Origin of the sequence: Pseudofrankia inefficax, from assembly GCF_000166135.1 — a bacterium.
Taxonomy (GTDB): Bacteria; Actinomycetota; Actinomycetes; order Frankiales; family Frankiaceae; genus Pseudofrankia; species Pseudofrankia inefficax.
In genome coordinates this window covers 7,682,129-7,697,914 of record NC_014666.1, presented here as the reverse complement: position 1 = coordinate 7,697,914, position 15,786 = coordinate 7,682,129, and the positions used below count along the sequence as shown (strand labels likewise).

Sequence of the window (15,786 nt, the reverse complement as noted above, 5' to 3'; positions counted from 1 at the left end):
GACGGTCCGCGCGGGGCCTGAAACGAGGGCACCCCGCCCGTGGGGGGATGCGGGCGGGGTGCTTTCGACGGAGCTCGGGGGGTGCTCCGCCGGGTCGGTGGCCTCGACGGCTCGGCCTCGGAAAGCACTTACCCCAATTTCGGGCCAACAATCACGGTATGTATGAGCGTTGCCCGCGATGACGGGCTGACGCCCGTGGCCCCAGCTCAGCGGCTTTCCCACGGCCGCGGGACGGTGTCGGGTGGCCGGGTGGGCGCCGGGCGGGATCAGCGGTAGTTGACGAACTGCAGCGCGACGTCGAAGTCCTCGGACTTGAGCAGCTGGATCACGGCCTGCAGGTCGTCCCGCTTCTTGCCGGAGACACGCAGCTGATCGCCCTGGATCTGCGCCTGGACACCCTTCGGGCCCTCGGCGCGGATCTTCTTCGCGATCTCCTTGGCCTTCTCGTCGGCGATGCCCTGGGTCACCGTGACCGCCAGCCGGAACTCCTTGCCCGTCTGCTTCGGCTCGTCGTACTGCAGCGTCTTGAGTGAGATGCCTCGCTTGACGAACTTCTCCTGGAGCACGTCCAGCACGGCCTTGACCCGCTCCTCGCTGTTCGCGGTCAGCGAAATCGAGTCGCCCGAGTGCTCGGCCGAGGCTCCGGTGTCCCGGAAGTCGAAGCGATTCTTGATCTCCTTTGCGGTCTGGTTGACCGCGTTGTCGATCTCTTGGGTGTCCACCTTGCTCACGATGTCGAACGAGGGGTCCGCCACGGCGAGGAGCCTCCTGTCAGGGTCGAGTCGAGAGGGTCTGGACCGCCGCCCGCAAGGCCAGAGCCGCCGACGGCGCACCGCGCCCCAGCCGTACCCCCGCCGGGACCGGTATGCTCTCCGAGGACACGGCAGGTTGCCCGAGTGGCCAAAGGGAACGGTCTGTAAAACCGTCGGCTCAGCCTACGTTGGTTCGAACCCAACACCTGCCACCACCCCCGATCTTCTGCACCGCAGCAGGTCGCAGGCCCCGGATCACCCTCCGGGGCCTTTTTCGTGCGCGACCAGTCCCGACGGATCACGGCCGTTGCCGGTTGGCCGTGCAACATACGTGCACGCGATCATGACCCCGGCTCCAGCGCCAACATGGTCTCGATCCGCTTGCGGGCGGCGAGGTGGTCACCGTCCACGCACTTCGCGTAGGTGTGCAGCAGCACGGCCACGCTGTGCCCTGCCCAATCGGCGACCTGCTGGGGCGACACCCCGGCGTTCAGCCACCCGGACAGGCAGGCCGGCCGTCCGGCAGGTGTCCGAAGTCGGCGACTTGCGTCCGCGGGATCGCGACGAGCGGCGGCTCGTTGGCGGATCTTGCACGGCCGAGAACCCGGCGGTAGGGACAGGTCCGCCTGCTCTCCGAAGGGAGCCGGACCATGCGTCGCAGCGCGCCGCGCCGGCAGACTTGGGTCATGAGCGATGGCAAGTTGGTGTGCGACGTCTGGCTGGCCGTGCTCGATGCCGTGCCGGCCCCTGCGGCCATCAGCGCTTTCTGGAACTGGAAGGAAAACGGCGTCCTCGACTTCGTGCCCGAGGCGGATCGTCTCTGGATCGGTCGCACGGACGCGATGGCCGAATATCCATTCCCCGGCTCTGCCGGGGGAGTCGGCGATCTGCTGTTCCTCGTGGGGACGCTGCCGGAGTACACCACGCCGCAGATTACGGACGAGTTGATCGAGCGCCTGACGACTGCCTTCACTGCCACCGCCGACCCCACGCTGCCCGCGATCAGCGTCACCGAGTTCGTTGCCTTCCTCGTCGCCAACGAGGGTCGATACCTGCTGGACACCGACTCGCCGGTGGGCACTGACCGGTGGGACGAGCCCGCGCCTTGACCCACCAGTCGCCGCACACCGCCGGGGGCATCAGGCGCGGCACGCCTCACGGCCGTTGCAGCCGTGAGGGCGAGGCCCTCAAGCCGTCGCGGTCGGGTCTTAGCCCGCGGGCATACTCGGCCGCATGAGCGAGGAGGCCCGCGGGGACGTTTTCGGTCAACTGTGTCGAGTCATTGCGGGGGAGATCGAGGCTCAGGTGGGTGTGCGTCGGCCGGTCGAGGCGATGGCGCCACTGATCGCCGATGCCCTGCTTGACGTGTTCGACATCATGCTCAGGCCCCCCGAACCCGCCGGCCAGAGTCAGAGGGAAGCGAAGAACGAGGCCACGTCCGCGTGATCACTCCGCAGATCTGGGCGCCCGAGGGCTGCCACCGAACCTCGACCGCGCAAGATCCGCGCAACCGCCGCTGGGGACCGACAGCTCGCCGGCCTGGCAAGATCCCACGGCTGGTGAGGGTGGCTGGATGCCGTCGCCTACATCCGGGTCTTCTTGACCTCACGTTGATCGACCTGCTTGCAGCCATCGGGAAGGACCGGAATTATCACGGCACCGTCTTGGCCCGGCGTGGCATTTTTCAGCACTCTGGCGCAGGCCGGCGACGCCTCGACGATGGAGATCTTGAAGATCTGGCCGATATCGCGCGATCCATTCCCGATGGGCCGATCGGTGAATGTCCAATTTCCGCCCACGACTGACAGTGGGTCGGTGTTGTCGCGGTAAAATACTCGGCTTCCGGTCCCGTCGAAGCCGTAGTCCAGGATCCAGATCGTGTTGTCGCCCAGATTTTGTGCAGTCCCGCTGATGACCACGCCTTCGATACCCGAAACCTCCGCCCCGTTAAGGGGGGCCTTTACGACGATGGTCGAGGCCCCGGACGTGGTCGGGGCGGCGGAAACGGGTGGAGATGAGGTCGCCGTGCCGGTTGTACCCACAGGTGTCGGCTCTCCCGTGGGGGTGGCCGTCTTGGACGGGTCGCGGGTCGCAGCGAAGACCGCCCCGGGCACCCCGAAGGCGAGAGCCAATCCCAGTATGAGCACCACCAGGCCCGCTGGAAGTCTGACGCCGACATTATTGTATTCGCCCGAGGCATCGGACATGCCGCGACCAGCCTGATGCTGGTGGAGAAGGTAGCCGCCAAAACTGGCGGTGGCGAGTCCCGCGAAAACGCATAGAACATAGAAAATCGCTGGCCTGCAGACTGCACCCCCGTGCTTCTGATTCTGACAAATCTGCAAGTGCCGCGGATCGTAACATCCTGGTCGCGTTGGGTCGTTCAGGAGATCTGGGAGGATCGAGGTGTCGCGCGTGTCATGCCACCGCCTCGCGGTGAGTCAGCGCGCCCGGCTCCGCGGGTCGAGGCCCGGGCGGTCGGGGTCGGCTACTGCCGATCACGGCGATGCGCTCCAGGACCAGGAGGCCCAGTCCCAGCCGACCAGATCGTCGGTTAGCCGCCGGACAGATGTCCTTGATCGATCGCCGTCTCGGCCCTCGGGTCGTCGTTATCCGGCTCCGCGCGTGACCGCCCGAGGGCCGAAACGGCAATCAAGGGCGCGAGTGCCTGGGTGCGCGGCCGGCCAGGCTTCCTGGGGGGCGACTTTGGCGTCGAGGCGGAACCGGCGGGTCCGGGGGAGTGCTCGGTCAGGCGACGGCGTCGAGCTGGGCTCTGGTGAGGGCGGGGTGCAGCGTCAGGCCGACGTCGGCGAGCCGCTGCGCGCCACCCTCCTGGCGGTCGATGACGCACACGACGTGTTCGACGGTCGCGCCCTGGTCGCGCAGCACCTTCGTCGCGTCGAGGACGGCGCCGCCGCTGGTGACCACGTCCTCGACGAGGACCACGTGCTTGCCGGCGAAGTCGCCACCCTCGGCGATCTGGCGGGTGCCGTACTCCTTGGCCTTCTTGCGGACGAAACGGGCCGGCAGGCCGGTCCGGGCCGAGAGCAGGGTCGCCAGCGGGACTCCGCCGAGCTCCAGACCGGCCAGCAGCTCGGCCTGCGCGGGCACCAGCGGGACCATGGCGGCGACGATGTCGGCGAGCAGCGCCGGCTCGGCCTCGAACCGGTACTTGTCGAAGTACTCGGTGCTCGTCTTCCCGGAACGCAGCACGAAGCTGCCGGTCAACAGTGCCGCCGCCCGAACCCGGGTGGCCAGCAAGGAGATCTCGGTTTCGTCGCCCACGCCTGCCGACTCTAGTGCCGCTCCCGACAAGGCTGGACAGACGGAGAGGCCCAGGCCGAGTGGTTCAGGAGCCCCGGAGGCGGGTGACGTAGCGCTCCAGCCATTCGTCGGCGAATCGGTCGCGGTCCCAGTCCTCAGGCGCGGTCTCGTCGACGGAGCGCCAGGTATAGGTGAAGGCGAACGGGCCGGTCGCGGGACCGGCGGAGTCCGCGACGGCGGTTCGTACCCGGCGGACCCGGTACGGGTCACCCTCCCAGGAGTCGAGCAGGGCCCATTCGGCCGGAGTCAGCCCGGACAGCAGCAGACCCGAGGCTCGGCCGTCGGGTGCTGGCACGAGGCCGGGGTAGGGCCGGCCGGGAAGCCGTGCGGCCCGCCAGCCAGGCACGATGGCCGCGGTGACGGGTGGCCTGCGACCGAGGAGGGCGTCGAGCACCGGCGCGAAAGTCAACGTCCCGTAGGCGAACAGCGCCAGCCCGCCCCGCTGGTCGGCCTGAGCCTCGTGCGTCTCGGGGTCGGCTGGCACGCTCACCGCTCGGACCCGACAGCGGCGAGCAGGGCCGGAAGATCGGCAATCGAGTCGACGACGTGGTCCGGGGTTCCGCCGGCGGCGGTCAGAGCATCCGCGCGGAACTTGCCGGTGCGGACCAGGACTCCGGTCAGGCCGATGGCCTGCGCGCCGAGCACGTCGCTGGTCAGGTCATCGCCGACCATCAACGCCTCGCCGGCAGTGACGCCGACGAGGTCGAGCGCGGCCGAGAAGAACGCGGGTGCCGGCTTGCCGACCACCTCGGCCCGCGTGCCGGCCGCCTGCTCGAGACCGGCCAGGTAGGCACCGGTATCCAGTGCCATCCCCTCGCTGGTCGCCCAGTAGAAGTTGCGGGCCAGGGCGACGAGCGTGGCCCCGGCGAGCACGTCGCGCAGCACCTGGGTGAGCGCCGCGTGGCTGTACTCCGGCCCAGCCCCACCCAGGACGACCACGTCCGGCTGCTCGTCCGGAGCGGCCCACCGGACGTCGGGAAGGTCAGCCGTGATGTCGCCGCTGTTGAGCAGCCGCACGCGGGCGCCCGGATGGTGCCTACGCAGGTAGGCGGCGCCGATCGTGGCCGCTGTGATGATCTCGTCGTCCCGCGCCTCGATGCCCGCGGACCGGAGGGCGGCGCCGATCGCCGCCTTGGTTCGCGACGTCGTGTTCGTCAGGAACGCCACGGCCAGGCCGGCGTCCCGAAGCTGGCGCACGGCCTGCGCCGCTCCCGGCAGCGCACGCCAGGAGATGGTCAGCACCCCGTCGATGTCGAGGAACACCGCCCGACAACCCATGCCGGCACGGTAGCCGCCACGGCGCCGCGGGCAACCCGCTCGCCCAACCCGGAACCCACCTTTAACACCCCCGGACCGACCTCCCGCGGGACCAGCTCCCGTGGGAGGCCGGTCGGCCGCCGTGGGTCAGGGAGCCACGGCGGCCGCCACCGCGCCGACCGCGGGAGCGGTGTCGTGCGACTCGGCGACCTGGTTGGTGGTGGAGCTCCAGGTGAGCTTGCCGTGCTGGAACGCGCTCTCGCGGCCACCGGGGACGTCGTACTCGTCGCTGACCGGCAGGCCGAGCCAGGAACCGGAGCCGCCGTCGGCCAGATACTTCTTCAGGATCTCGCCGTGAACGATGAAAGCGCCGAGCGCGGGATGCCAGTAGATCCGGCCGCCCTCGAACACGGCCGACAGCCCGTCGGGCGCGGTGGTCCACGAGATGTCCTCGAGCGGCCGGCCCAGCGAGCCATTGCTGCCGCCCGACGCCACGTACTTCTGCGCGATCGGCCCGTACAGCGCCCGGGTCCCGGTCTCGGTCGACCAGAACATCAGCCCGTTGGCGTACGGCTGCCAGCGACCGCCGCCCGCGGGGCCCTCACCCCGGGTCGGGGCGCCCAGCGAGATGTGCAGCAGTGGCTCGGCCGCGTACCGGGCGGCGATCTGGTCGACGGTTCCGTTCGCGCTGGCGCTCAGGTCGGCCGCACTGCAGCAGAACGCGTTGACGTCGACCCGACCGTTGATGCCGTTTACCGCGCCGCCCGAGTCGTACTGCCAGATCAGCCAGTTCGGCCAGCCACCGGGCAACGGGCCCGGATCGGCGTTGTTGTTGTAGATCGCGAACCAGAGGGGGTACTTCGCGAATGCCTGCGTATTGGCGATCTTGTCGGTCCAGAAGGACCGGAAGGTATAGAGGATCGGCGTCCGCCCGGTCTGGCCTTCGACCGTGCGCAGGAACGTCTGGGTCCACTTCGTCAGGTCGGAGGGGCTGAGTCCGCCGGTCGTCTCCAGATCCAGGACCGGAGCCAGCTGCCCGATCGTGTTCGTGTTGCCGGCCGCGGCCAGGAAGTAGTTCGCCTGGTCGACGGCGGTCGAGATCGGCAGGGCGGGCCGGGCGTAGTGGTAGGCACCGATGGTCAGCCCGGCGGCCTGGGCGCCGGCCTTGTCCGAGGCGAACTGCGGGTTGGTGTAGGTCGTCCCCTCGGTCGCCTTGATCACCGCGAACTGGTTGCCGGCGGCCTTGACGGCGTTCCAGTCGATCGTCGCCCCGTTCTGGTGCTGCCACGACGAGACGTCAACGCCCTTGGGCCAGGCGGGGTTCGGCGAGGCGGCCGCGGTCGCGGTCGTCGAGAGGGCGAGCGCCGTGATGGCCATCAGAGCCACCCGCGGCAACCTCTGGCGGGGCCGCCGTCGCGGACTGGCCAGCCGGCCGGTCGACGCCCAGACGGCTGGTGGTCGAGAGGTTGATGCCGGGCTGGTTGGCCGCTGGGCCGACGATGTCCTGCCGGTTGGCAGTTCGGCGGCCGGCCCCAGGCCAGCTTGCGACCGGCCAGCCGCCAGCTGGGCCGCCGACAGCTGGTCGGCTGGCGGGCGGGGCGACGGTACGGCAACGTGGTGGCCGTCGGGGGCCTGGTCGTGGGGGGACGACGCCGTTCCGGCGGGCAGCGGGGCTTGGGGGGGCAGCGCTGCTCGGGTGGCGATCGGTCCGCCAGTGGGCAACCCCGGGCCGGGAGGCAGGGCGGTGCCGGAGCGCGGCGCGGCTCCGGAGGCTAGCGGCGTGCCGGTCGGCAGCTGCGTGCCCGGGGGTAGTGGCGTGCCGGCTGGCACCTGGATTCCCGGATGCGCGGCCATCGGGTCGCCGTGCGTTCCGGTGCCCCGAGGCCTCGCCGGGCTGTTACCGGGCGGCCGGTGGCCGGCCGCGCCGTCGGCGGCGAGGGCCGCCGGCTGGCTGTCCTGGTGGTGCCGGGCGGGGTGGGGCATGAGGCGCATGGGCAACCCTCGCTGGTCGCGGGTTCTGCTCGGGTCCGCTCGTCAGAGCGCGGCCGGGCGTCCCGCTCAGCGGGCGTCAACGGCCGAGAGCCACGCTAAGCGCGAACACGGCTACTCAGTGCAACCAGTCTGGGGTTCCCAAGGAGTTTGTGGATGCCCCCAATCACGCTCAGTCAGAATGTCGCGACGTTTCCCGACCCAGCGGGTGCACGTGCGGGCCCCGAGGTGCCGCCACCTCCAGTCCGACCCTGCCCCCGGCGTGGCGCACCCCCGCACCCGGTTCAGCCCACGTCGGGGAAAGCGCTGCTACGTACCGGGAACCGAACCGAAGCCACCGCTCGACTCGAATCTGCCCGGACGCCCGATGCTCAGGACTTGTCCCGCCGGCCGCCGGCACGACCCCCCGGCCGGCCCCCTGCGCCCGGCCGCCGGCAACCCGGCTGCGAGAACCGCGCCGGGGCGGACAAGGGGTGGCATTCGGGGCTGGCAAGGGGCGCGGGAGCCGTGGGAGGTGGTGGGGAGCGCCACACGGTGGAGGCCGGTGGAGGCCGTCAACCTGCTTCCCACACCCGGCTCGCCATCGTGTAACGTGTGACCCGCGAGAGCAGCGCCCCTTTAGCTCAGTCGGCAGAGCGTCTCCATGGTAAGGAGAAGGTCTACGGTTCGATTCCGTAAAGGGGCTCGACGGTCCGGCCGACATCAGGTCGTGGTCAAGATCAACGGCCACCGCTAATTCGTTGTCGTGTGTGGCCTTTAGCCAGTACGCTGCCGGTCGGGATGCCCGCCGTATGTGGCGTCCGAGGCGGTGTAGCTCAGCCTGGCAGAGCAAGCGGCTCATAATCGCTGTGTCGCCGGTTCAAATCCGGCCACCGCTACGATCAACCTGTTCGTAGCCCTTCGGGCTCCTTTCCGGTTGGTTGATGTCTACCCAGGGGGGCGACCCCTGGAACCCCCGGGTCAGGGGGCTTCGCCCCCCGACACCCCCTTGGCTTGGGTTGGGCGGTTGGGGCCTGGGCGCTTGGCGCTCGGGGGTCCTGCTGGCTTCGGGGCCTGCCGGCTGAGCTATGGGCTGGCTGGCTGGGATGTGATGAGGGGCTGCTCGGTCGAGCCTTTCGGGTCGGCTAGACTCTCTGTGGACTCTGGTCTGGGGCGACCCTGGATCTGAACCTGAACCTAGGCCGCGCTGTGAGCGCGGCTGGCCGCAGAGTGGCGGGCCTCCGGCGGGAGGCGTCCGCTTCGCGGCGTCAGACCGTTTGGTAAACCGCTACAGGAAGAGGCTCACGCCGTGGCCGCCACCGACGTTCGTCCGAAGATCACTCTGGCGTGTCAGGTGTGCAAGCACCGTAACTACATCACGCGCAAGAACCGTCGCAATGACCCGGACCGTCTCGAGCTGAAGAAGTTCTGCCCGAACTGCCGGCAGCACACGGACCACCGCGAGACCCGGTAAGTCCCGGCGCGGGCAGGCTCGCGCCAGACGGCCGGGCACCCTTCGGGCGTCCACCGGCTTCACGGCCGGAACGCTCGTCGGCCCGGCCGGGTCGGTCGAGGTCCGGCGGACAGCCCGGCCGGAGCCTGTCACCCCGCTAGTCGAGAGGCCGGCGACCTGAGGTCGCCGGCCTTGTCGCGTTGGGCCACCTGGCGCCGTTCGGGGCGAGGACCCTGAACGGCACGCGACAGGCCCGGATCCGGCCGCGGTACTCGCCACGACCCTGAAGTTAAGGCGGGTGCGCGGCTTCGGCTGGGTGCGGGCGGTGCGTGGTAGTGGTAGTGGATGGACGGACCCGGCCGGGTCATCGGACAGATCGGAGTCGTTCATGCCGCTGAACCAGGCCTTCATCGGGCGGGAGTTCGCCGCCAGCACGCCGTTCCTGGTCGGCCGTGAGCACATCCGACAGTTCGCCCGTGCCATCGGGGACCCGAATCCGCTCTACCACGATCTCGAGGCCGCCAGGACCGCCGGCTACCCGGACCTGGTCGCGCCCCCGACGTTCCTCGTCGCCGCGATTCCCGGTGAGCTGGGCCTGCCGATCGGCGACCCGGCCTTCGGCATGGACTTCTCACTGATCGTGCACGGCGAGCAGCGCTTCAGCCTGTCGCGACCGGTGGTGGCTGGCGACGAGCTGACCGCGGTGACGACCCTGACCGGCCTGCGTACGGTCGCGACGAACGAGGTGCTCACCGCCGGCTACGACTTCCGTGCGACCACCGGTGAGCCCGTCGCCACGGGCCTTTGCGGCCTGATCTCCCGCGGCACCGCCGACCCGACCGCGGGCCCCGTTCGCGTCGAGGTCCCGGCGCCGGCCGCCCCCGGCGAGCCCGAGAGTGCGCCGCGGGCCTCGACGGTGCGTTATGACGAGGTCGAGATCGGCGCCGAGCTCCCGGCGGGCTCCTTCCGGCTCCGTCGTGCGGACCTCGTCCGCTACGCCGGCACCTCCGGTGACTTCAACCCGATCCACTGGAACGAGAAGGTCGCTGCCGAGGTCGGCCTGCCCGGCGTCATCGCGCACGGAATGCTGACGATGGCCACCGCTGGCCGGGTCGTCACCGACTGGGCTGGCGACCCCGGCGCGATCTGCGAGTACGGCGTCAAGTTCTCGTCGCCGGTCGTCGTGCCGAACGACGACACCGGCGCGCTCGTCGAGGTGCGCGGCACCGTCGAGAAGAAGCTCGACGGCAACCGCGTCGTCGTGAACCTGGTCGTCCGCTGCGACGGCAACAAGGTCCTCATGGCCGCCCGAGCCACCGCCCGCCTCGCCTGACGGCGCGGGCCGCCCAGGCCGACCGGCAACGTGCGGCGGCGCCCAGACAGACCAGAGGGACCAGACAGACCAAGGAGCCCGGGAGCCAGCGTGGCCGCGCGTCGGCCGCCGTCCGGTGAGACGGCGGCCGACGGCGCTCTCAGCGCCAGGTCAGGACGCTTCCCCGAGCAGCGCGCCGATGCGGCGCACGCCCTCGGCCAGGTCGCCGTCGCCGAGCGCGTAGGACAGGCGGGCATACCCGGGTGTCCCGAATGCCTCACCAGGCACGATCGCGACTCCGACCTCCTCCAGGATCACCTGGCACAGCTCACCCGAGTTCGCCGGAGTCTTGCCGCGAATCGTCCGGCCCACCACGTCGCGCAGCGACGGGTACGCGTAGAAGGCGCCCTCAGGCAGTGGGCACTCCACGCCGGGGATGTCGCTGAGCAACTGGTGCATGGTGCGCCGGCGCCGGTCGAACGCCTCACGCATCTGCGCGACCGCGTCCAGCGGGCCGGAGACCGCCGCCAGCGCGGCCGCCTGGGAGACGTTCGCGACGTTCGACGACAGGTGTGACTGCAGGTTCGACGCGGCCTTCACCACGTCCGCCGGGCCGATCAGCCAGCCGACTCGCCAGCCGGTCATCGCGTACGTCTTGGCGACGCCGTTGAGCACGACGCAGCGGTCCGCGAGCTCGGGCACCTCGACGGGCATCGAGCTGAAGCGCGCGTCGCCGTAGACCAGGTGCTCGTAGATCTCGTCGGTGATGACCCACAGGCCGGCGCCGGCGGCCCACCGGCCGATCGCGCGGACCTCCTCGGGGCTGTGCACCGCGCCGGTCGGGTTCGACGGCGAGCAGAACAGCAGGACCTTCGTCCGCGGGGTGCGGGCCGCCTCCAGCTGCTCGACGGTCACCCGGTAGCCCTGCTCGGGACCGGTGACGACGTCGACCGGCACACCGCCGGCCAGCCGGATCGCCTCCGGGTAGGTCGTCCAGTAGGGCGCGGGCAGCAGCACCTCGTCGCCGGGGTCGAGCAGCGTGGCGAACGACTCGTACACGGCCTGCTTGCCGCCGTTGGTGATCAGCACCTGGCTCGGGTCGACGACCAGGCCGGAGTCGCGCCGGGTCTTCTCGGCGACGGCCTCCTTGAGCTCGGGCAGGCCGCCGGCCGGGGTGTAGCGGTGCATTCTGGGGTCTCGGCAGGCCTTCTCGGCCGCCGCCACGATGTGATCGGGAGTCGGGAAGTCCGGCTCGCCCGCGCCGAACCCGATGACGTCGCGACCGGCGGCCTTCAGGGCCTTGGCGGTGGCGTCGACGGCCAGGGTGGCAGAGGGGGCGATGCCGCCGATGCGGCGCGAGATCCGGCTCATGGAGGACCATGCTGCCAGAGATGTTGGGTCCCCCGTGTGAGCCAGACGCGGTGCGCCCGCGTCGAGGGGGTATGCTCGATCCGCTCGGGCCGTCATCGACGGGATACCCGCGCGCCCACCACGGGTCTAGTTCCGGTAGTGCTAGGCAACTAGGCGGCCAGTCGACTCGGCGACGCAGTCGGCGGTCCCCGTCCTCCAGGAGTTTCTAGAGGACGGCAGCCCGAGGGCCGCGGGCCGCCGCCGGAACAGGGCCGGGTGGCTCCTAGGGGCGTGGCTCAATTGGTAGAGCACCGGTCTCCAAAACCGGCGGTTGCAGGTTCGAGTCCTGTCGCCCCTGCGTAGGTCAGACGATCGAGAGTGGTGGAGCTGTGGCGACCGACACCCGTGACGCGGCACCGCGGGCCAAGCAGCCCGCGCGCGCTGGCGGCCGGCGTCGTATGACACCGCTGCGGTTCTACCGCGAGGTCGTGGCGGAGCTGCGGAAGGTCATCTACCCGGGCCGGACGGAGCTGGTCACCTATGTGGTGGTCGTGCTCGTCTTCGTGTCGGTGATGACCGCGATCGTGGCCTCCCTCGACTTCGGCCTCACGAAGTTGGTGCTCCAGATCTTCGGCTGACCGCGCCCGCGCCCACCGGGAGCGGTGGAGCCGGCGGGCTGGCTCGCCGACCGGCACCGAACGAGCTGGTCGTGGCGCGCGGTGGTGTTCGGTCGGGTCGATGCCAGGCGCGAGCCGGGTACACCGGTACGCGAGCCAACGGGTGTCCGGCCCACGGCGCCAGCCAGCAAGGTCAACCAGAGGAAGCCCACGAGCAGCGAGTCCGAGTCCACCACGAAACAGCGCAGCCGCCGAGGGACGCACACGAAAGTCCGTGCGCCACGCGGCGACCATAGGAGTAAGGATCGTCCCCGTGTCCCAGTCTCCCGAGCAGCCCGCCTCCGAGCAGGGGGAGGCTGTCGAACGCCTTGACCCGCTCGCGGCGTTCGAGAACGACGAGGTGGCGAGCACGGACGCCGGTGCCGAGCTGGATGGGGATGGCTCGTCCGCCGCGCCGGCCGACGACCTGACCGCCGGCTCCCCCGCCCCCGCCCCCGCCCCCAGCCCAGCCGTGGCCGACGACGAGGACGACGAGGACGAGCTGCGCCGCGCGCTCGAGGCGGCGCCCGGCGACTGGTATGTGATCCACTCCTACGCCGGCTACGAGAACAAGGTCAAGACGAACCTCGAGACCCGGATCTCCAGCCTCAACATGGAGGACTACATCTTCCAGATCGAGGTGCCGCTCGAGGAGGTGCCGGTCGTCAAGAACGGCAAGCGCCAGATGGTGACCCAGAAGAAGTACCCGGGCTACATCTACGTGCGGATGGACCTGACCGACCAGTCCTGGTCCGCGGTCCGCAACACCCCCGGCGTGACCGGCTTCGTCGGCCTGACCAACAAGCCCTCCCCGCTGCGCCGTGAGGAGGTCTTCTCCATCCTCGTCCCGCCGGCGAAGAAGGAGAAGAAGGTCGAGACCGTCAAGGTGCAGGAGTTCGACGTCGGCGAGTCCGTCACCGTGATGGACGGTCCGTTCGCCACCCTGCCGGCCACGATCAGCGAGATCAACGTCGATGCCCAGCGGCTCAAGGTGCTGGTCTCCATCTTCGGCCGCGAGACTCCGGTCGAGCTGCAGTTCAACCAGGTCGCGAAGATCTGACCGGCAGGTCCTTTCAAGATCTGAACCGTCCGGGTGAGGCGGGCCTGGCCTGGCCGGTAGCTATCCTTCATAAGTAGCTACCCCGAGGGCCCGCCTCAGATGTCCACCCAGGGGCCGGCCCACCCGAAGGAAGAACGAGATGCCTCCCAAGAAGAAGAAGATCACTGCGGTGATCAAGCTCCAGATCAACGCCGGCAAGGCGACCCCGGCGCCCCCGGTGGGCCCGGCGCTCGGCCAGCACGGCGTCAACATCATGGAGTTCGTCAAGCAGTACAACGCCGCCACCGAGTCGCAGGTCGGCAACGTGGTGCCAGTGGAGATCACGGTCTACGACGACCGGTCCTTCACCTTCATCACGAAGACCCCGCCGGCCGCGCGCCTGATCCTCAAGGCCGCCGGTGTCGACAAGGGCAGCGCCGCGCCGCACCGCGACAAGGTCGCGAAGCTGTCGGCCGCGCAGTTGCGCGAGATCGCCACGATGAAGATGCCCGACCTCAACGCCGTCTCGATCGAGGCCGCCGAGAACATCATCGCCGGCACCGCCCGGTCGATGGGCATCACCGTCGAGAAGTAGGTCCTCGTCCGCCGGTCCGCTGCCGCGGATCGCGAGGGGCTCCGGCCCCGGACACCCCGCCTCACGCTTCGGCCGACGGCGGGACGCCACACAGGTGGGAGGGCCCTCGGACAGCGTCCGGGGAGTCCGCCTGAACCACAAGGAGCACACATGAAGCGCAGCAAGGCTTACCGCGCCGCGGCCGAGAAGGTCGACGCGGACAAGCTGTACTCCCCGCTGGAGGCCGTGGGCCTCGCGCGGGAGACGTCGGCCACCAAGTTCGACGCCACCGTCGAGGTCGCCTTCCGGCTCGGCGTCGACGCCCGCAAGGCCGACCAGATGGTCCGTGGCACCGTGAACCTGCCGCACGGCACCGGCAAGTCGCCGCGGGTCGCCGTCTTCGCCGCCGGTGAGAAGGCCGCCGAGGCGCAGGCCGCCGGCGCCGACATCGTCGGCAGTGACGACCTGGTCGCGCGCATCCAGGAGGGCTTCCTGGACTTCGACGCCGCCGTCGCGACCCCGGACCAGATGGCCAAGGTCGGTCGCATCGCCCGTATCCTCGGCCCGCGCGGCCTGATGCCCAACCCCAAGACGGGCACCGTGACCCTCGACGTCACCAAGGTCGTCAAGGAGATCAAGGGCGGTAAGATCAACTTCAAGATTGACAAGCAGAACAACCTGCACATCGTCATCGGGAAGACGAACTTCTCCGCGCAGCAGCTGGTCGAGAACTACAGCACCGCGCTGGACGAGATCGTCCGGGTCAAGCCGTCCGCGGCCAAGGGCCGCTACCTGAAGAAGATCACCATCACGACCACGATGGGCCCCGGCATCCAGGTCGACCCGAACCGCGTGCGCAACCTCCTCGAGGACGCCACGAACTGACGTTCGTCCCTCTCCTCCGCGAGCCGTGCCGGTCCCAGACCGGCACGGCTCGCGTTTTTGGTGCAGCGCCGCCTGAGCCGGCACCGCCGTCGCCGGCGTTGGCAGACCTTGATCGGCAGCGGTTTGATCGCCCAAAGGTGGTGTCGGGGACCGAGATCGCGGCGAGCGCGTGGCGGGAGCCGAGGGAGGACTGGGCGCAGAGCGCGTCCGGGCGCGCGGTCGACGGGCCAGTACTGTTACGCCGGACGCGTTTCGGCCACCGCGCCGCACTCGGGAGGCCGCCGCGCCGCTCTGGGAAGGCCGCCCCGCCCGGGGCGGCGGGTTACCGGGTACCGGGTTACCGGCTAGCTGATAATCTGAACGTAGTTCCACACCGAAGACCGCTGGTCGCCGTTCACCTGTCTGTCAGGAGACGGCCGAAGGCCCCGGGACATTCCGGGCGGCCCGCGCAGGTGACGGACGCGAACCGCCGAGGTGCGGCGCCCCACGTGGGTGTTCGAGCCGCCTGGTCAGGTTTCACGCCCCGAGCCCTGCGCCGGGGCGTTCGTCGTTTCATGGGTCCTTTGGGAGACGGCCGGCATCCTTTCCCCAAAGGAGCCCCATGGCGAACCCTGAGAAGAGCGCCGCCGTGGCGGAGATCACCGCGGAGTTCCGTGACTCCACCGCGGCTGTCCTGACCGAGTACCGCGGCCTGACTGTCGCCCAGATCACCGAGCTGCGTCGGTCGCTGGGCGAGAAGACCAAGTACACGGTCGTCAAGAACACCCTCACCAAGATCGCTGCAGAGCGTGCCGGCGTGACTGGCCTGGACGACCTGCTCGTCGGCCCGACCGGCGTCGCGTTCGTCGGCGGTGACCCGGTCGAGGCGGCGAAGGTTCTGCGCGAGTTCGCCCGCGCGAACCAGGCCCTGATCGTCAAGGGCGGCTTCGTCGAGGGCAAGGCGATGTCGGCTGACGACATTCGCAAGCTCGCCGACCTGGAGTCTCGCGAGGTCCTGCTGGCCAAGCTGGCCGGGGCCATGAACGGTTCGCTGGCCAAGGCCGTCGGGCTGTTCGCCGCCCCGCTGTCGCAGGCGGCCCGGCTCGCCGAGGCGCTGCGCGCCAAGCGCGAGGCGGAGGGCACCGCCGAGGCGTCCGCCCAGCCTGAGCCGGCTGTCGCCGCCGAGTAGTCGAGGGCATCGACACAGTCGACCGCCACGCACCAACCGCGGTTCAGG

General features: G+C 70.0%; 16 protein-coding genes, 4 tRNA genes and 1 pseudogene. 14 read left to right on the top strand and 7 right to left on the bottom strand.

Annotation, left to right across the window (positions count from 1 at the left end; all coding sequences use genetic code 11):
• Window positions 1-266 precede the first annotated feature (266 nt).
• Window positions 267-755, bottom strand: a complete 489-nt coding sequence (locus tag FRAEUI1C_RS31090) for a YajQ family cyclic di-GMP-binding protein (protein ID WP_013427350.1) — start codon at window positions 753-755, stop codon at window positions 267-269.
• A gap of 127 nt (window positions 756-882) precedes the next feature.
• On the opposite strand from FRAEUI1C_RS31090, the gene FRAEUI1C_RS31085 reads away from it, so the two are divergent.
• The 3 genes from FRAEUI1C_RS31085 to FRAEUI1C_RS31075 all read left to right on the top strand — a co-directional run bounded on the left by FRAEUI1C_RS31085 (window position 883) and on the right by FRAEUI1C_RS31075 (window position 2,198).
• Window positions 883-967: transfer RNA gene (locus FRAEUI1C_RS31085), tRNA-Tyr, on the top strand.
• A 471-nt stretch (window positions 968-1,438) separates the two neighbouring features.
• Window positions 1,439-1,861 (top strand): hypothetical protein, encoded by a 423-nt coding sequence (locus FRAEUI1C_RS31080; RefSeq protein WP_157735101.1) that lies wholly within the window; start codon window positions 1,439-1,441, stop codon window positions 1,859-1,861.
• Between the two features lie 124 nt (window positions 1,862-1,985).
• Window positions 1,986-2,198, top strand: a complete 213-nt coding sequence (locus FRAEUI1C_RS31075) for a hypothetical protein (RefSeq protein WP_013427347.1) — start codon at window positions 1,986-1,988, stop codon at window positions 2,196-2,198.
• Window positions 2,199-2,335: 137 nt separating this feature from the next.
• On the opposite strand, the gene FRAEUI1C_RS39885 is transcribed toward FRAEUI1C_RS31075, so the two are convergent.
• From FRAEUI1C_RS39885 to FRAEUI1C_RS31050, 5 genes are all read right to left on the bottom strand, one after another.
• Window positions 2,336-2,959, bottom strand: coding sequence for a hypothetical protein (locus FRAEUI1C_RS39885; RefSeq protein ID WP_013427346.1), 624 nt, complete (start codon window positions 2,957-2,959; stop codon window positions 2,336-2,338).
• A 541-nt stretch (window positions 2,960-3,500) separates the two neighbouring features.
• Window positions 3,501-4,037, bottom strand: a complete 537-nt coding sequence (gene pyrE / locus FRAEUI1C_RS31065) for an orotate phosphoribosyltransferase (RefSeq protein ID WP_013427345.1) — start codon at window positions 4,035-4,037, stop codon at window positions 3,501-3,503.
• Window positions 4,038-4,101: 64 nt separating this feature from the next.
• A complete protein-coding gene (locus FRAEUI1C_RS31060; protein ID WP_013427344.1) occupies window positions 4,102-4,566 on the bottom strand; it encodes a gamma-glutamylcyclotransferase family protein in 465 nt (154 codons plus the stop codon).
• Window positions 4,563-5,354, bottom strand: a complete 792-nt coding sequence (locus tag FRAEUI1C_RS31055; protein WP_013427343.1) for a TIGR01458 family HAD-type hydrolase — start codon at window positions 5,352-5,354, stop codon at window positions 4,563-4,565. The genes FRAEUI1C_RS31060 and FRAEUI1C_RS31055 overlap by 4 nt, the downstream gene beginning before the upstream one ends.
• A gap of 126 nt (window positions 5,355-5,480) precedes the next feature.
• Window positions 5,481-6,710, bottom strand: coding sequence for a GH25 family lysozyme (locus tag FRAEUI1C_RS31050; RefSeq protein ID WP_013427342.1), 1,230 nt, complete (start codon window positions 6,708-6,710; stop codon window positions 5,481-5,483).
• A gap of 1,224 nt (window positions 6,711-7,934) precedes the next feature.
• Between FRAEUI1C_RS31050 and FRAEUI1C_RS31045 the strand changes: the two genes are divergently transcribed.
• The 5 genes and pseudogenes from FRAEUI1C_RS31045 (at window position 7,935) to FRAEUI1C_RS41340 (ending at window position 10,087) form a co-directional block, all read left to right on the top strand.
• Window positions 7,935-8,007, top strand: a tRNA-Thr gene (locus FRAEUI1C_RS31045).
• Between the two features lie 119 nt (window positions 8,008-8,126).
• Window positions 8,127-8,200 (top strand) — tRNA-Met (locus FRAEUI1C_RS31040).
• 410 nt (window positions 8,201-8,610) lie between these two features.
• Window positions 8,611-8,775 carry a 50S ribosomal protein L33 gene (rpmG, locus tag FRAEUI1C_RS31035; RefSeq protein ID WP_013427341.1) on the top strand — a complete coding sequence of 55 codons (165 nt, stop codon included), beginning with the start codon at window positions 8,611-8,613 and terminating at the stop codon, window positions 8,773-8,775.
• Between the two features lie 367 nt (window positions 8,776-9,142).
• Window positions 9,143-9,592: pseudogene (locus tag FRAEUI1C_RS41345) on the top strand (MaoC family dehydratase N-terminal domain-containing protein); the annotation flags it as partial.
• A 78-nt stretch (window positions 9,593-9,670) separates the two neighbouring features.
• Window positions 9,671-10,087, top strand: coding sequence for a MaoC/PaaZ C-terminal domain-containing protein (locus FRAEUI1C_RS41340; protein WP_232425562.1), 417 nt, complete (start codon window positions 9,671-9,673; stop codon window positions 10,085-10,087).
• Between the two features lie 150 nt (window positions 10,088-10,237).
• Here FRAEUI1C_RS41340 and FRAEUI1C_RS31025 read toward each other — a convergent pair whose 3' ends face one another.
• Window positions 10,238-11,437, bottom strand: coding sequence for a pyridoxal phosphate-dependent aminotransferase (locus FRAEUI1C_RS31025; protein WP_013427339.1), 1,200 nt, complete (start codon window positions 11,435-11,437; stop codon window positions 10,238-10,240).
• 264 nt (window positions 11,438-11,701) lie between these two features.
• Between FRAEUI1C_RS31025 and FRAEUI1C_RS31020 the strand changes: the two genes are divergently transcribed.
• The 6 genes from FRAEUI1C_RS31020 to rplJ all read left to right on the top strand — a co-directional run bounded on the left by FRAEUI1C_RS31020 (window position 11,702) and on the right by rplJ (window position 15,738).
• Window positions 11,702-11,774 (top strand) — tRNA-Trp (locus FRAEUI1C_RS31020).
• A gap of 31 nt (window positions 11,775-11,805) precedes the next feature.
• Window positions 11,806-12,054: a preprotein translocase subunit SecE gene (secE, locus tag FRAEUI1C_RS31015; protein ID WP_013427338.1), complete on the top strand. Its 249-nt coding sequence runs from the start codon at window positions 11,806-11,808 to the stop codon at window positions 12,052-12,054.
• A 292-nt stretch (window positions 12,055-12,346) separates the two neighbouring features.
• The gene (gene nusG, locus FRAEUI1C_RS31010; RefSeq protein ID WP_013427337.1) at window positions 12,347-13,132 is read left to right on the top strand and encodes a transcription termination/antitermination protein NusG; all 786 of its coding nucleotides are present in this window, start codon (window positions 12,347-12,349) and stop codon (window positions 13,130-13,132) included.
• 139 nt (window positions 13,133-13,271) lie between these two features.
• Window positions 13,272-13,706 carry a 50S ribosomal protein L11 gene (gene rplK, locus FRAEUI1C_RS31005; RefSeq protein WP_013427336.1) on the top strand — a complete coding sequence of 145 codons (435 nt, stop codon included), beginning with the start codon at window positions 13,272-13,274 and terminating at the stop codon, window positions 13,704-13,706.
• Window positions 13,707-13,856: 150 nt separating this feature from the next.
• Window positions 13,857-14,570: a 50S ribosomal protein L1 gene (gene rplA, locus FRAEUI1C_RS31000; protein WP_013427335.1), complete on the top strand. Its 714-nt coding sequence runs from the start codon at window positions 13,857-13,859 to the stop codon at window positions 14,568-14,570.
• 601 nt (window positions 14,571-15,171) lie between these two features.
• Entirely contained in the window at window positions 15,172-15,738 is a 567-nt protein-coding gene (gene rplJ, locus FRAEUI1C_RS30995) for a 50S ribosomal protein L10 (RefSeq protein WP_013427334.1), read from the top strand.
• Window positions 15,739-15,786: the final 48 nt, after the last annotated feature.

Coding starts and splice junctions, on each gene's coding strand:
- FRAEUI1C_RS31080 (WP_157735101.1), top strand. CDS start 1,439: ATGAGCGATGGCAAGTTGGTGTGCGACGTCTGGCTGGCCGTGCTCGAT.
- FRAEUI1C_RS31075 (WP_013427347.1), top strand. CDS start 1,986: ATGAGCGAGGAGGCCCGCGGGGACGTTTTCGGTCAACTGTGTCGAGTC.
- FRAEUI1C_RS39885 (WP_013427346.1), bottom strand. CDS start 2,959: ATGTCCGATGCCTCGGGCGAATACAATAATGTCGGCGTCAGACTTCCA.
- FRAEUI1C_RS31055 (WP_013427343.1), bottom strand. CDS start 5,354: ATGGGTTGTCGGGCGGTGTTCCTCGACATCGACGGGGTGCTGACCATC.
- FRAEUI1C_RS31050 (WP_013427342.1), bottom strand. CDS start 6,710: ATGGCCATCACGGCGCTCGCCCTCTCGACGACCGCGACCGCGGCCGCC.
- FRAEUI1C_RS31025 (WP_013427339.1), bottom strand. CDS start 11,437: ATGAGCCGGATCTCGCGCCGCATCGGCGGCATCGCCCCCTCTGCCACC.
- rplK (WP_013427336.1), top strand. CDS start 13,272: ATGCCTCCCAAGAAGAAGAAGATCACTGCGGTGATCAAGCTCCAGATC.
- rplA (WP_013427335.1), top strand. CDS start 13,857: ATGAAGCGCAGCAAGGCTTACCGCGCCGCGGCCGAGAAGGTCGACGCG.
- rplJ (WP_013427334.1), top strand. CDS start 15,172: ATGGCGAACCCTGAGAAGAGCGCCGCCGTGGCGGAGATCACCGCGGAG.